Source organism: Pseudomonas sp. PDM27 (genome assembly GCF_019219205.1).
Classification (GTDB): Bacteria; Pseudomonadota; Gammaproteobacteria; order Pseudomonadales; family Pseudomonadaceae; genus Aquipseudomonas; species Aquipseudomonas laurylsulfatiphila.
The window spans coordinates 428,898-442,958 of the sequence record NZ_JAHUWF010000002.1 but is presented as its reverse complement, the minus strand read 5'-3'; the positions used below and the strand labels follow the sequence as shown (position 1 = coordinate 442,958).

Genomic DNA, 14,061 nt, shown 5'->3' with positions numbered 1-14,061 from the left:
CTTTTTTATCGCATGTCAAAGCGGAACGCAGAGCGTCTCTGGCTGCATTCGCACGTGAACGTGGAAATGCAGCCAGAGCAAGTTTGCGGGATTTTATGCAGCCTGCTGAAACTGCTGCCGATACTGGTTCGGCGACAGCTCCGTGTGCTGGCGGAACAGCCGTGCAAAGAAGCTCGCATCGTCATAGCCCACCTCATAGCTGATGGTCTTGATGCTCTTGCGGCTGCCGGACAACAAACCCTTGGCGGTTTCGATGCGCAGGCGCTGCAGATAATGCAGTGGCTTGTCACCGGTGGCGGTCTGGAAGCGGCGCATGAAGTTGCGGATGCTCATGCCGTGTTCGCGGGCGACGTCTTCGAAGCGGAACTTGTCGGCGAAGTGTTCTTCGAGCCAGTGCTGGATCTGCAGGATGATCACGTCCTGGTGCAGCTTCTGGCCGCCAAAACCGATGCGTCCCGGCGAGTAGCTGCGCTGCACCTCATACAGAATGTCCCGCGCTACGGCCTGGGACACATTGGCGCCACAGAAACGCTCGATCAGGTAAATGTACAGGTCGCACGCCGAGGTGGTGCCGCCGGCGCAGTACAGGTTGTCGGCGTCGGTCAGGTGTTTGTCCTGATTGAGCTGGACCTGTGGGAAGCGTTCGGCGAAGGCATTGAAGAAGCGCCAGTAGGTGGTCGCTTCCTTGCCGTTGAGCAGCCCGGCTTCGGCCAGCCAGAACACACCGGTGGCCTCGCCGCACAGCACGGCGCCGCGCGCATGCTGTTGGCGCAACCAGGGCAGGACTTGCGGGTAACGTTTGCAGAGGCTTTCAAAATCGTCCCAGAACGCGGGAAGAATGATGATGTCGGCGTTTTCCAGCCCGCCGTCCACCGGAATCATCACATCGCTGAAGGTGTTGACCGGTTTGCCATCGGGGCTGACCAGGCGGGTTTCGAACGCCGGTGTCAGGCCCTGGCCCAGCTGTTTGCCGTAGCGCAGGCTGGCGAGGTGGAAGAAATCCTTGGCTTGCATGAGGGTGGAAGCGAAAACCCGGTCGATGGCCAGGATGCTGACGCGCCGCAGGGGCGTGGAGGCTTGGTTAGACATAATTCAACTTTATTTTTATAGGGGGAAGTGGTCACCAGACGGCTGGATCGTCTTATTTTTTGTCGGATGTGTCCAGTGTCCTGTATCGGAAGCGAGGCATAGTCTCTGAAGGTCAACTCCTTCTAAAAACAAAGAAAAGGTGCCGCATGATCCCCAGAACCTTGTTCAGTTCCGAGCACGAGCTTTTCCGCGACAGCGTGCGGACGTTTCTCGAAAAGGAGGCGGTGCCCTTCCATGGGCAATGGGAAAAACAAGGCTATATCGACCGCAAGCTGTGGAACAAGGCAGGGGAGGCGGGGATGCTCTGCTCACACCTGCCGGAAGAGTACGGTGGCCTGGGGGCGGACTTTCTCTACAGCGCGGTGGTAATCGAAGAAGTAGGCCGGCTTGGCCTGACGGGTATCGGTTTCTCCCTGCACTCGGACATCGTGGCGCCGTACATCCTGCATTACGGCAGTGAGGCGCTGAAGCAGAAGTACCTGCCGAAACTGGTGTCCGGCGAGATGGTGACCGCGATCGCCATGACCGAACCGGGCGCCGGTTCCGATCTGCAGGGCGTGAAAACCACGGCCGTGCTCGATGGCGATGAGTATGTGATCAACGGCTCCAAGACTTTCATCACCAACGGCTACCTGGCCGATCTGGTGATCGTTGTCGCCAAGACCGATCCGAAGGCCGGCGCGAAGGGCACCAGTCTGTTTCTGGTGGAAGCCGATACGCCGGGCTTCGACAAGGGCAAGCGCCTGGAGAAGGTCGGGATGAAAGCCCAGGACACCTCGGAGCTGTTCTTCCAGGACGTGCGTGTGCCCAAGGAAAACCTGCTGGGCCAGGCCGGGATGGGCTTTGCCTACCTGATGCAGGAACTGCCCCAGGAGCGCCTCACAGTGGCCATTGGCGGCCTGGCTTCAGCCGAAGCGGCGCTGCAATGGACGCTGGACTACACCCGCGAGCGCAAGGCGTTCGGCAAGTCGATCGCGGATTTCCAGAATACCCGGTTCAAACTGGCGGAGATGGCCACGGAAATCCAGATCGGCCGTGTCTTCGTCGACCGCTGCCTGGAACTGCATCTGCAAGGCAAGCTCGACGTGCCGACGGCGGCGATGGCCAAGTACTGGGGCACCGACCTGCAGTGCAAGGTGCTCGACGAGTGTGTGCAGTTGCACGGTGGCTACGGGTTCATGTGGGAATACCCGATCGCGCGGGCATGGGCGGATGCGCGCGTGCAGCGGATCTATGCCGGGACGAACGAGATCATGAAGGAGATCATTGCGCGGTCGCTTTGATTCATTTTTGATGGCTGAAAAGATCGCAGCCTGCGGCAGCTCCTACATGGGTTTGGCGTAAACCCTGTAGGAGCTGCCGCAGGCTGCGATCTTTTAAAATTATGGCGCAGGATTCGGATGATCCTGGTGAATCGCCTCGATCCCCTCCAGCACTTCCTCCGACAGCTTCAAGTCGAAACTGGCGATGTTGCTTTCCAGTTGCTCCATGGTGGTCGCGCCAATGATGTTGCTGGTCACGAACGGCTGCTGCGTCACGAACGCCAGGGCCATTTGCGCCGGGTCCAGGCCGTGTTCGCGAGCCAGGGCCACGTACCGGCTGCAGGCCGCTTCCGACTGTGGGTTGAAATAGCGGCTGAAGCGGCTGTAGAGGCTCAGGCGACCTTTAGGCGGGCGGGCGCCACCTTCGTACTTGCCTGACAGGAAACCGAACGCCAGCGGTGAATAGGCGAGCAGGCCGCACTGCTCGCGGATGGCGATCTCCGCCAGGCCGACTTCGAAGCTGCGATTGAGCAGGTTGTACGGGTTCTGGATCGATACGGCGCGCGGCCAGCCTCGGGCTTCGGCCAGGGCCAGGAAGCGCATGGTGCCCCATGGCGTCTCGTTGGACAGGCCGATGTGGCGGATCTTGCCGGCGCGGACCTGTTCGTCCAGCGCTTCGAGGGTGTCCTCCAGTGGCGTCAGGTTGGCTTCGGTCTGGTGTTTGTAGCCCAGTTGCCCGAAGAAGTTGGTGCTGCGCTCCGGCCAGTGCAGCTGGTACAGGTCGATGTAGTCGGTTTGCAGGCGCTTGAGGCTGGCGTCCACGGCTTCGGTGATGTGCTGCCGATTGTGCCGCAGGTTCTTGTCGCGGATGTAATCGATGGTATTGCCGGGGCCGGCGATCTTGCTGGCCAGGATCCAGTCGGCGCGATCGCCGCGGCTTTTGAAGTAGTTGCCGATGTAGCGTTCGGTGGTGGCGTAGGTTTCGGCCTTGGGCGGCACCGGGTACATTTCGGCGGTATCGATGAAGTTGATCCCGGCGCTCTTGGCTCGTTCAATCTGGGCGAAGGCGTCTGCCTCGCTGTTTTGCTCGCCCCAGGTCATGGTTCCGAGGCAGAGGGCACTCACATTCAGATTGGTTCGGCCTAGCTGGCGATAGTCCATCGGGGTGCTCCTTGGGCAAAACAATCATAAAAGCAGGTTGAATTATTTTTCGCAATCTGCATAATTGCGCACCTCTTTCTGCAGTGGAAGTGATGCGCCGCCGCCGAAGAATCTTGCCGTTGAACGGACGCGCCGACCCGAGCCCCCGAAAGCGTCTGTATCCGGCTGCCTTTGACTTGTCAAAGTACGCACTATTCAGTAAGATCCGCCGTCTAATTTACAGGGCGGCCCCTGAGGCTATAAAGAATGAAGACTTTTACTGCTAAACCGGAAACAGTAAAGCGCGACTGGTTTGTCGTCGACGCTGCTGGTCAGACCCTGGGTCGTCTGGCCACCGAAATCGCGAGCCGTCTGCGTGGCAAGCACAAGCCTGAGTACACTCCTCACGTTGACACTGGCGACTACATCGTCGTAATCAACGCTGAGCAGATCCGTGTTACCGGTGCTAAAACCACTGACAAAATGTACTACTCCCACTCCGGTTTCCCGGGCGGCATCAAGTCGATCAACTTTGAAAAGCTGATCGCCAAGGCCCCTGAGCGCGTGATCGAGACCGCGGTAAAAGGCATGCTGCCTAAGAACCCGCTGGGTCGCGACATGTACCGTAAGCTGAAAGTCTATGCGGGCGCTGCACACCCACATACTGCTCAGCAGCCCCAAGAACTGAAGTTTTAACGGAATAGTACATTATGTCGGCGACTCAAAATTACGGCACTGGCCGTCGCAAGACCGCAACCGCACGCGTTTTCCTGCGTCCGGGTACTGGTAACATCTCCATCAACAACCGTTCGCTGGATAATTTCTTCGGCCGCGAAACTGCCCGCATGGTAGTTCGTCAGCCGCTGGAATTGACTGAGACTGTCGAGAAGTTCGACATCTACGTCACCGTGATCGGCGGTGGTGTGAGTGGTCAAGCTGGCGCAATCCGCCACGGCATCACTCGTGCTCTGATGGACTACGACGAGACTCTGCGCAGCGCCCTGCGTAAAGCCGGCTTCGTAACCCGCGATGCTCGTGAAGTTGAACGTAAGAAAGTCGGTCTGCGTAAAGCGCGTAAGCGTCCGCAGTACTCGAAGCGTTAATTCGCTTTCACGTTCAAAAAAGAACGCCCAGTTTCCTCACGGAGCTGGGCGTTTTTTTATGCCTGAGATTTATCAAAGAATTGCGCTGTGACAACTTGCCACATCCGTAGACGCCCTATACTCCAAGGCTTGAGGGTGGTGGGCTCCGGTAATTACCTTGTCAGAATTGGGGCTTTTCATTACCATTCGGCAAAATTTTTATAAGTACATAGTTTTACTTAGTAGATGCCTGATTTAACAGGCCACAAAGCTGATGGGAGAGGACTGAATGAGCAATGACGGCGTGAATACAGGCCGGCGTCGCTTCTTGGTAGCAGCCACATCCGTGGTGGGTGCTGCAGGAGCGGTGGGGGCTGCGGTCCCGTTCGTGGGGTCATGGTTTCCCAGTGCCAAGGCGAAAGCCGCTGGTGCACCGGTGAAAGTGAATGTCAGCAAAATCGAGCCAGGCCAGCAGATGATTGCTGAGTGGCGCGGTCAGCCGGTGTTCATCGTCCGCCGTACACCGGAAATCCTGGGGAATCTGAAAAAGATCGAAGGTGATCTCGCCGATCCTGATTCCAAACAATCGACGCAACCGGCTTATGTCAACCCGGAAACACGTTCGATCAAGCCAGAAGTTCTGCTGCTGATCGGCATTTGCACGCACTTGGGTTGTTCGCCTACTTTCCGTCCGGAAGTGGCACCTGCGGATCTTGGTCCGAAATGGGTAGGTGGATATTTCTGCCCGTGCCACGGCTCCCATTACGATCTGGCTGGCCGCGTCTACAAGTCGCAACCTGCGCCTTTGAACCTGCCAGTTCCCCCGCATTCCTATGAGACCGATGAGATCATTGTCATTGGCGTCGATACGGAGAAAGCGTGATGAGCAAGTTCATGGATTGGGTTGATGCGCGCTTTCCCGCGACCAAGATGTGGGAAGACCATCTCAGCAAGTATTACGCTCCGAAAAACTTCAACTTTTTCTACTTCTTTGGTTCCCTGGCATTGCTCGTTCTGGTCAACCAGATCGTTACCGGTGTCTGGCTGACCATGAGCTACACCCCGTCGGCGGAAGAGGCGTTTGCCTCTGTCGAATACATCATGCGCGACGTCGAGTACGGCTCGATCCTGCGTCTGCTGCACTCCACCGGCGCTTCGGCGTTCTTCATCGTGGTCTATCTGCACATGTTCCGTGGCCTGCTCTACGGTTCGTACCAGAAGCCGCGCGAGCTGGTGTGGGTCTTCGGCATGCTGATCTACCTGGCGCTGATGGCCGAAGCCTTCATGGGTTACCTGCTGCCGTGGGGCCAGATGTCCTACTGGGGTGCCCAGGTGATCATCTCGCTGTTCGGTGCGATCCCGGTCATCGGCAACGACCTGACCCAGTGGATTCGTGGTGACTACCTGATTTCCGGCATTACCCTGAACCGCTTCTTCGCCCTGCACGTGGTTGCCCTGCCGATCGTCATCCTCGGTCTGGTGGTACTGCACATCCTGGCGTTGCACGAAGTCGGTTCGAACAACCCGGACGGCGTGGACATCAAGAAGCACAAGGACGAAAACGGTATACCGCTGGACGGCATCGCCTTCCACCCGTACTACACCGTGAAAGATATCGTCGGCGTGGTGGTGTTCCTGTTCATCTTCTGCTCGATCGTGTTCTTCTTCCCGGAAATGGGTGGTTACTTCCTCGAGAAGCCGAACTTCGAAGTGGCGAACGCCTTCAAGACCCCAGAGCACATCGCTCCGGTCTGGTACTTCACCCCGTTCTACGCGATCTTGCGTGCGGTTCCGGACAAGCTCCTGGGTGTCATCGCCATGGGCGCGGCCATCGCTGTGCTGTTCGTGCTGCCGTGGCTCGATCGTAGCCCCGTCAAGTCCATGCGCTACAAGGGCTGGCTGAGCAAGATCTGGCTCTGGGTGTTCTGCATCTCGTTCGTGATCCTGGGTGTGTTGGGCGTGCTGGCTCCGACTCCAGGCCGTACGCTGCTGTCGCAGGTATGCACGTTCCTGTACTTCGCCTACTTCATTCTGATGCCGTTCTACACCAGGCTCGAGAAGACCAAACCGGTTCCGGAAAGGGTGACTGGCTGATGAAAAAACTATTTGCTGTATTGATGCTTGCTGCGCTGCCAGTGTTCGCTTTCGCAGCCGAACACGGTGGTCCTGAGCTGGAAAAAGTCGACATTGACGTTTCCGATAAGGCAGCCATGCAGGACGGTGCGCGTACGTTCGCCAACTACTGCATGGGTTGCCACAGTGCCAAGTTCCAGCGCTATGAGCGTGTTGCCGACGACCTGGGTATTCCCCATGAGTTGATGCTGGAGAAGCTGGTGTTCACAGGTGCCAAGATCGGTGACCACATGAGCATCGGCATGCAGCCTGCGGACGCCAAGGCCTGGTTTGGTGCTGCACCGCCAGACCTGACCCTGGTTGCCCGTGTGCGTGGCACTGACTGGCTCTACGGTTACCTGAAGTCGTTCTATGAAGATCCTTCGCGCCCATGGGGTGTGAACAACAAGGTCTTCCCGAACGTGGGCATGCCTAACGTCCTGGCCGGCCTGCAAGGTCGCCAGATAGTGGGATGCAAACAGGTTCCGATCGTCGAAGACGGCAAGAAGCAATATGATCCGCTGACCGGCACGCCGTTGACTCATGAAGCGTGCGATCAACTGACCATCGTGCCGAAAAGCGGTGCTCTGACTGAAGAGCAGTTCGATGAGAAGGTCAAGAATCTGGTAACCTTCCTGGCTTACTCGGCTAACCCGGTTAAGCTGCAACATCAGCGCATCGGTACGTACGTATTGTTGTACCTGGCGTTCTTCTTCGTATTCGCTTACCTGCTCAAGCGCGAATACTGGAAAGACGTGCACTGATAAAGCTTCAAGCTATTGCTGTTAATCGCGCGCGCCCAAGGGCGCCTCTGAATAGGTAGCGATACTGGTGATCCAGTCGTTACGGGAGGCGCCCTCTGGGCGCGCTCGTTTTTCCGCTTTCGATAATTTCTACAAGCGAGGAGGATCGCCATGGGCGTGACCAATCGGTTGGCCTGTTACTCCGACCCCGCCGACCACTATTCCCACCGAGTGCGCATCGTACTGGCAGAGAAGGGTGTCAGCGCCGAGATCATTTACGTGGAAGCTGGACGCCAGCCGCCTAAACTGATTGAAGTGAACCCTTACGGCAGCTTGCCCACCCTGGTCGATCGCGACCTGGCGTTGTGGGAGTCGACTGTGGTGATGGAATATCTGGATGAGCGTTACCCGCACCCGCCGCTACTGCCGGTTTATCCCGTGGCGCGTGCCAACAGTCGCCTGCTGATACACCGCATTCAGCGGGACTGGTGTGGTCTGGTGGATCTGATTCTGGATTCGCGGACCAAGGAGGCGGCCCGTGCCGTGGCTCGCAAGGAGTTGCGCGAAAGCCTGACGGGTGTGTCGCCACTGTTTGCCGACAAGCCGTTTTTCCTCAGTGAGGAACAAAGCCTGGTGGACTGCTGCCTATTGCCAATACTCTGGCGATTGCCGATTCTGGGTATAGAACTGCCGCGGCCGGCCAAGCCGCTGCTTGATTATATGGAGCGCCAGTTTGCGCGTGAGGCTTTCCAGGCGAGTCTGTCTGGTGTCGAACGCGACATGCGCTAAGGCTTAAGGAGCCGCTATGAACTCCAGTCGACCTTATCTGGTCCGCGCGCTCTATGAGTGGATTGTGGACAACGATTGCACCCCGCATATGCTGGTCAATTCCGAGTATCCGTCGGTGCAGGTGCCTCAAGGCTTTGCCAGTGACGGCCAGATCGTCCTGAACGTATCGCCACAAGCCGTGCGCCACTTGCACATGGACAACGAGGCGGTCAGTTTCGAGGGGCGCTTCGGTGGCGTGCCGCACACCTTGTACGTGCCTATCGCATCGATCCTGGGTATCTACGCCCGGGAGAACGGCCAGGGCATGGTGTTTGATCTGGAGTCGCCGATGGGCGAGGACGACGACATCGAACCGGATGACGACCTTCCGCCACCGGACAGCGAGCCACCGCGTCCAAGCGGTCGCCCCAGTTTGAAGGTGGTGAAGTAATAAAAAAGGCGATCCGGATGGATCGCCTTTTTTATTACTTCACCACCTTCAAACGATGTAGGAGCGAGCCTGCTCGCGATGGGCGTGAACGATGGCGCGGGCTGTCTGAATGGGCGCATTCACCGGACGTTTTTCGCGAGCAAGCTCGCTCCTACAAGATGTGGATCAATCGATGTACTCGAACAGCTTCACAATCTTCTGCACGCCGGATACGCCTTGCACCAGGTTGGTCGCCTGTGCAGCTTCCTGTTTGGTCAGCAGGCCCAGCAAGTAGACGATGCCGTTTTCAGTGACGACCTTGATGCGCGAACCAGGGATGTTCGCGTCAGCGAGCATCTGGGTCTTGATCTTGGTGGTCAGCCAGGTGTCGTTCTGGCGCGCCAGCAGCGAGGAGGGGGCCATGATTTGCAGCTCGTTGTGCACCTGCTTCACGCGCTGGACCGCGGCGGCGGCCTGTTCGGCCTTGGCCTTGAGGTCTGCGCGTGGCGTTTGCCCGGCGAGCAGCACGACACCGTTGTAGCTGGTGACGACGATGTGCGAGTCCTTGTCCAGGGCCGGGTCGGCCTTGGCGATGTTCACGCCAACCTTGGTGTCGATCAGGGAGTCGTCGATCTTGCTGCCCAGTGTGCGAGTGCCGCGGTCATCTTCAATGGGTGCTTCACGGCTGGCAGTCACCACCGAGGTGCAACCGCTGATGCCGAGGCACAGAGTCAAGGCCAGTAGGCCAAGGCGATTAGGGGTCATTCTTCACTCCCGAACAATTGGCTGTCGATCAAGTCGCAAAGGCAATGGATCGCCAGCAGGTGGACTTCTTGAATACGAGCGGTGACGTTGGCCGGTACGCGAATCTCCACGTCCTCGGGCAACAGCAGCGACGCCATGCCGCCACCATCACGTCCCGTCAATGCTACGACAATCATTTCGCGATCATGTGCGGCCTGGATCGCTTGAATTATGTTGGCCGAGTTGCCGCTGGTGGAGATAGCCAGCAACACATCGCCCGGTTGGCCCAGTGCGCGGATCTGCTTGGAGAAGATTTCGTTGTAGCTGTAGTCGTTGGCGATCGAGGTGATCGTCGAGCTGTCGGTCGTCAAGGCAATGGCCGGCAGGCTCGGGCGCTCGCGCTCAAAGCGATTGAGCAGCTCGGACGAAAAGTGCTGGGCGTCGCCGGCTGAGCCGCCGTTGCCACAGGAAAGCATTTTGCCTTCGTTGAGCAGGGCGTTGACCATGACCTGGCTGGCTTGCTCGATGTGCGGTGCAAGAACTTCCATCGCCTGTTGCTTGGTGTCGATACTGGCCTGAAAAAGCTGGCGAATTCGGGATTGCATGTCCATCTGTGTGACCTTAATTAGCGCGGCTGTTCGGCACGTGAATGTGCAGCCCGCAAAGCAAAGAGCAAAAGTGTTGGGTGATAGTGTCCGGTTCGTGATGCCGGTGATCAGCCGTCGAAGGCATTCTGTAGCCAGTTCAGCTGATCGAGGTGGCTGTCGATGGCAATCACGTCGAAGCGGCAAGGGGAATTGGCCCAGCGCGACTCGCGCTGAAGAAAATATTGCGCGGCGAAAATCAGCTTTTGCCGTTTGCGCTCATCGATGCTATCGAGCGCGCCACCCCATTGAGTGTCTTTTCGGTAGCGGACTTCAACGAATACTACTGTATCGCCATCTAGCATGACCAGATCAAGCTCGCCGCGTTTGCACCACCAGTTCTGCGCCAGCAGGCGCAGACCCTGTTGTTGAAGATGCTCGAGCGCGTGGCGCTCGGCATCCATGCCGCTTTGCTGGCGTGACCTGTCAGGCATCAGCGGGCGGTATCCGGCAGGCGCTGGATCTGGCCATTGGCGAACTGGGCCCATGGCAACTGGCGCACGACCCGCTGGCTCTGAGTCATGCCGAGGCTGCCCGACTCACCGTCGATGCGGCTGTCCGGCAGAGACTTCAGCTGGCCGAGGCGCGGTGCCAGTCGATAGGCGTCCACGCCCATGGCGTACAGACGTCCCAGGCTACCGGCGGCTTGTGGCCACTGGGCGGTGACCTGGCGGCGCAGTGGATCGTTGGCGTCCAGCAACCAGGGTGTTTCGCAGAAACGAATGCCGTTCATGTCGTTGTATTGGTTGACGTCGCCGCTGGCACTGAACACGTGAGAGGTGGCGTAGACCGGTACATCGCCCGCGTACTGGAAGTTCAGGGTCGGTTTGATCTGTTGGGCCTGTTGCGGCGTTGCGGCGAGGAAGATGAATTCGATGTCCTGGCGACGCGACGGCTGGGCCGCTACTTGCGAGCCAACAGTGCTTTGCAGGCTCTTGGCGCGACCTTCGCTCTGGCGCAACTGGAACATGTCGGCAATCTGCTGGGCCAGCTGGACTGGTTGGTCGACGCGTTCGGTGGCGACGATGGTGCCGCCATTGGCTTGCCAATCCTGGCTGAACGCCTTGAGCACGCGATCGCCCCATTCGCCTTTCGGCACCATGATGGCTGCGCGATGCAGGCCGTCGGCGCGAGCGCGGCGCGACACTTCGCGGGCTTCGTCTTCTGCGGCAAGACCGAACTGGAACAGCTGCGCCGGGCCTTGATCGCCTTCGCTGTAGTTCAGCGCCAGGGTGGTGATCGGGAGTTGCGGGCGAGTGCTCAGCTGTTTGACCAGCGGCTTCTCCAGCGGGCCGACGACCAGTTGCACGCCATCGGCCTGGGCCTTGCGGTAGAACTCGTCCATGGACGTCAGGCGCGAGCTGTCATAAAACTCGATGGCGGGTGGTTTCTGCCCGGCCTGTTGTGCCTGGTAGTGGGCAGCCATGAAACCGTCGCGCAGTGCTTTGCCAACCGAGGCCAGCTGGCCATCCTGGGGCAGCAGCAGGCCAATCTTGCTCAAGGGCTGGCTGGCCAGTTCCTTGAGTTGGGTCAGTGGCTGCGGTAATTGAAGGGCGGCCGGGTGTTTCGGGTTCTGCGCGCGCCAGTTGTCGATGGCGGCCTGTTGCTGCTCCAGGGTGCCGGCGGATTTCACGGCCAGGGCCAGGGCCATCCAGCCGCCGAGATCGTCGGTGGAGTTCGGCTGCAATTGCGCGGTCGGCAGCGAAGCGATCAGGGTCCAGATCGCTTCGTGGTTTTTGCTCGCGGCTTCACCTTTAAGCATCGGGGCAATGAAAATGCGCTCGCGAGCGGCGGCGAGGGTCTGGCCATCGGCTTCCAGGGCGCGGGCGTGAACAGTGCCGGTGCGGACCTGTTGCTCGACGGGCAGTTCGCTCAAGTATTGCATGCTTGGGTGGCTCAAGGCGGCCAGTGCGGCCTTGGGCTGATTGCGGGTCATGGCCAGTTCGGCTGCCAGGGTGTTGGCGAAAATCTGTGGGCCCGGCTTGAGCTGCTCAACCGGGACCTGTTGCAGGATTTGCGCGGACTGGCCGGCATTGCCCTGGCGATAGGCCAGGTCGGCAGCGCTCAAGCGCAGCAGGGCGGCATCTTCCGCAGATTTGCTTTGGGCGGCCTTCTCAAGCAGTTGCTCGATACTGGCGTCCGGTGTCCGTGGAAGTTCGCCAAGGCTGGACGAGGGCGAGCTGGCGCAAGCCGCCAGCAAGGCAGCGAGGCAGAGGGCAGATAACAGCCGCAGGCAAGCGATCATGTAAGCGTTCCTGATACTCGATCAAATTAGCGTGGAATTGTACCCAAGCACTGGCCGGGGCGCGATGTTACTGGCGTGAATCGATCAATTTAGCTGGTGTAAATGTTGCGCCAGCGCACAAACGGTCGCCGATGCCTCGTTTGCTTGCGGGTATCGTGAGCCTCGCTACGCGCTACAATGGCGACTTTTACCGATCATGAGGTGTGCGCTTTGACTGCTCCAGGTGCTTTGAATTCCGCTGCTGGCTCGCTTTATGTGGTGGCGACGCCCATCGGCAACCTGGATGACATCAGTGCGCGGGCGCTGAAGATTCTGCGTGAAGTGGCCTTGATTGCCGCGGAAGACACCCGTCATTCCCAGCGCTTGATGCAGCACTTCGGCATTTCGACGCCATTGGCCGCCTGTCATGAACACAACGAGCGGGATGAAGGTAGTCGCTTTATCACGCGTCTGCTTGCCGGTGACAACGTGGCATTGATCTCTGACGCCGGGACGCCGCTGATTTCCGATCCGGGTTATCACTTGGTGCGACAGGCTCGAGCGGCAGGCATCAATGTGGTGCCGGTTCCGGGTGCCTGCGCCTTGATTGCGGCGTTGTCGGCGGCGGGGTTGCCTTCCGACCGTTTCATTTTCGAGGGCTTTCTCCCGGCCAAGGCGGTGGGGCGGCGAGCACGCCTCGAGCAGGTAAAGGAAGAACCTCGTACATTGATCTTCTATGAGGCCCCACATCGCATACTTGAGTGCCTGCAAGACATGGAGCTGGTGTTCGGCCCCGAGCGCCCGGCACTGCTTGCCCGTGAGCTGACCAAGACCTTTGAAACCCTCAAGGGGCTGCCTCTGGCCGAGCTGCGCGAGTTTGTCGAGTCGGACAGCAATCAGCAGCGCGGCGAGTGCGTCGTGTTGGTGGCGGGCTGGTCCGCCCCCGAGGAGGAGGGTGCTGTCAGCAGCGAGGCGATGCGCATCCTCAATCTGTTGCTCGAAGAAATGCCGCTCAAGCGTGCGGCGGCTTTGGCGGCGCAAATCACCGGCGAACGAAAGAATGTGCTGTATCAGATCGCGCTGGATAAGCAGAAGGGTGAGTAAAACCCGACGCGCAGGCGTGCGCACCGGCGCTTAACGCTTGTTCTTCGGGCGCTCTGCCGGTAACCTTCGCGGCGGAGAGTCGATCGGACAGTCGCTGCCCTCTATGAAAATTAGGGGGGGGAGGAAAGTCCGGGCTCCATAGGGCGAAGTGCCAGGTAATGCCTGGGAGGCGTGAGCCTACGGAAAGTGCCACAGAAAATAACCGCCTAAGCGCTTCGGCGCCGGTAAGGGTGAAAAGGTGCGGTAAGAGCGCACCGCACGTCTGGCAACAGTTCGTGGCTAGGTAAACCCCACTTGGAGCAAGACCAAATAGGGTCCCAAGGCGTGGCCCGCGCTGGGACCGGGTAGGTTGCTAAAGATGTCCAGTGATGGCCATCGTAGACGAATGACTGTTCAAGACAGAACCCGGCTTACAGATCGACTCTCCACCTTTTTCTCCTCTCTGCTTAAATCATTGAGCAAGGGGATTGGTGATAGCAATTTCCCTCCTTGCACATTCATCCGCAGAACCTCTTTTGTAATACCAAAAAAATCTTACTCTTAATAAATTACTTTAACTTCCGAACGCAGCCTCCTGTGCTGATTCAAGTTATCGGGCAGTTTCATGTGCCGGATTCTCGTTGCCCCTCCGTTAATGCTCCTAAATCTCAGTTCTGTAAGGGTTTTCCTTTAATCCGCGCCTTGACGGTGTGGTGGGCGCATTCCTATAGTGTGCGCAA

At 58.7% G+C, this 14,061-nt stretch carries 15 protein-coding genes and 1 other RNA gene; 10 read left to right on the top strand and 6 right to left on the bottom strand.

The genetic code is table 11. The features are described 5' to 3' along the window. Nucleotides 1–93: 93 nt before the first annotated feature. Nucleotides 94–1,014, bottom strand: a complete 921-nt coding sequence (locus KW838_RS07395; RefSeq protein WP_172435712.1) for a GlxA family transcriptional regulator — start codon at nucleotides 1,012–1,014, stop codon at nucleotides 94–96. A 221-nt stretch (nucleotides 1,015–1,235) separates the two neighbouring features. Between KW838_RS07395 and KW838_RS07390 the strand changes: the two genes are divergently transcribed. After that, on the top strand, nucleotides 1,236–2,372 hold the full coding sequence (locus KW838_RS07390; protein WP_007972572.1) for an acyl-CoA dehydrogenase family protein: 1,137 nt from the start codon (nucleotides 1,236–1,238) through the stop codon (nucleotides 2,370–2,372). Between the two features lie 99 nt (nucleotides 2,373–2,471). Here the strand turns inward: KW838_RS07390 and KW838_RS07385 are convergent, their stop codons facing one another. Further along, complete coding sequence (locus KW838_RS07385) at nucleotides 2,472–3,512, bottom strand: NADP(H)-dependent aldo-keto reductase (RefSeq protein WP_218500797.1); 1,041 nt, start codon at nucleotides 3,510–3,512, stop codon at nucleotides 2,472–2,474. Nucleotides 3,513–3,758: 246 nt separating this feature from the next. Here KW838_RS07385 and rplM point away from each other — a divergent pair, with 246 nt between their 5' ends. The 7 genes from rplM to KW838_RS07350 all read left to right on the top strand — a co-directional run bounded on the left by rplM (nucleotide 3,759) and on the right by KW838_RS07350 (nucleotide 8,647). Further along, nucleotides 3,759–4,187, top strand: coding sequence for a 50S ribosomal protein L13 (gene rplM / locus KW838_RS07380; protein WP_007917032.1), 429 nt, complete (start codon nucleotides 3,759–3,761; stop codon nucleotides 4,185–4,187). Between the two features lie 14 nt (nucleotides 4,188–4,201). Further along, the gene (gene rpsI / locus KW838_RS07375) at nucleotides 4,202–4,594 is read left to right on the top strand and encodes a 30S ribosomal protein S9 (RefSeq protein WP_003228056.1); all 393 of its coding nucleotides are present in this window, start codon (nucleotides 4,202–4,204) and stop codon (nucleotides 4,592–4,594) included. Nucleotides 4,595–4,862: 268 nt separating this feature from the next. Next, nucleotides 4,863–5,456, top strand: coding sequence for a ubiquinol-cytochrome c reductase iron-sulfur subunit (gene petA / locus KW838_RS07370; protein ID WP_007972576.1), 594 nt, complete (start codon nucleotides 4,863–4,865; stop codon nucleotides 5,454–5,456). Then, nucleotides 5,456–6,667 carry a cytochrome bc complex cytochrome b subunit gene (locus tag KW838_RS07365; RefSeq protein WP_034149536.1) on the top strand — a complete coding sequence of 404 codons (1,212 nt, stop codon included), beginning with the start codon at nucleotides 5,456–5,458 and terminating at the stop codon, nucleotides 6,665–6,667. Before petA ends, KW838_RS07365 begins: the two co-directional genes overlap by 1 nt. Further along, complete coding sequence (locus KW838_RS07360) at nucleotides 6,667–7,449, top strand: cytochrome c1 (RefSeq protein ID WP_102698529.1); 783 nt, start codon at nucleotides 6,667–6,669, stop codon at nucleotides 7,447–7,449. Before KW838_RS07365 ends, KW838_RS07360 begins: the two co-directional genes overlap by 1 nt. 150 nt (nucleotides 7,450–7,599) lie before the next feature. Then, nucleotides 7,600–8,217 carry a glutathione S-transferase N-terminal domain-containing protein gene (locus tag KW838_RS07355; RefSeq protein WP_007972581.1) on the top strand — a complete coding sequence of 206 codons (618 nt, stop codon included), beginning with the start codon at nucleotides 7,600–7,602 and terminating at the stop codon, nucleotides 8,215–8,217. Nucleotides 8,218–8,233: 16 nt separating this feature from the next. Beyond that, nucleotides 8,234–8,647, top strand: coding sequence for a ClpXP protease specificity-enhancing factor (locus KW838_RS07350; protein ID WP_007972582.1), 414 nt, complete (start codon nucleotides 8,234–8,236; stop codon nucleotides 8,645–8,647). A 165-nt stretch (nucleotides 8,648–8,812) separates the two neighbouring features. Here the strand turns inward: KW838_RS07350 and KW838_RS07345 are convergent, their stop codons facing one another. From KW838_RS07345 to KW838_RS07330, 4 genes are all read right to left on the bottom strand, one after another. Then, nucleotides 8,813–9,391 carry a BON domain-containing protein gene (locus tag KW838_RS07345; protein ID WP_102698528.1) on the bottom strand — a complete coding sequence of 193 codons (579 nt, stop codon included), beginning with the start codon at nucleotides 9,389–9,391 and terminating at the stop codon, nucleotides 8,813–8,815. Then, a complete protein-coding gene (locus KW838_RS07340; RefSeq protein ID WP_007972584.1) occupies nucleotides 9,388–9,981 on the bottom strand; it encodes a phosphoheptose isomerase in 594 nt (197 codons plus the stop codon). Before KW838_RS07340 ends, KW838_RS07345 begins: the two co-directional genes overlap by 4 nt. Before the next feature lie 104 nt (nucleotides 9,982–10,085). Next, the gene (locus KW838_RS07335) at nucleotides 10,086–10,448 is read right to left on the bottom strand and encodes a YraN family protein (protein WP_218500796.1); all 363 of its coding nucleotides are present in this window, start codon (nucleotides 10,446–10,448) and stop codon (nucleotides 10,086–10,088) included. Further along, nucleotides 10,448–12,259: a penicillin-binding protein activator gene (locus tag KW838_RS07330; RefSeq protein ID WP_102698527.1), complete on the bottom strand. Its 1,812-nt coding sequence runs from the start codon at nucleotides 12,257–12,259 to the stop codon at nucleotides 10,448–10,450. Before KW838_RS07330 ends, KW838_RS07335 begins: the two co-directional genes overlap by 1 nt. 177 nt (nucleotides 12,260–12,436) lie before the next feature. Here KW838_RS07330 and rsmI point away from each other — a divergent pair, with 177 nt between their 5' ends. Further along, complete coding sequence (gene rsmI / locus KW838_RS07325; RefSeq protein WP_173900780.1) at nucleotides 12,437–13,342, top strand: 16S rRNA (cytidine(1402)-2'-O)-methyltransferase; 906 nt, start codon at nucleotides 12,437–12,439, stop codon at nucleotides 13,340–13,342. Between the two features lie 75 nt (nucleotides 13,343–13,417). Further along, nucleotides 13,418–13,771, top strand: an RNA gene (gene rnpB, locus KW838_RS07320) — RNase P RNA component class A. The last annotated feature ends 290 nt before the right edge of the window (nucleotides 13,772–14,061 follow it).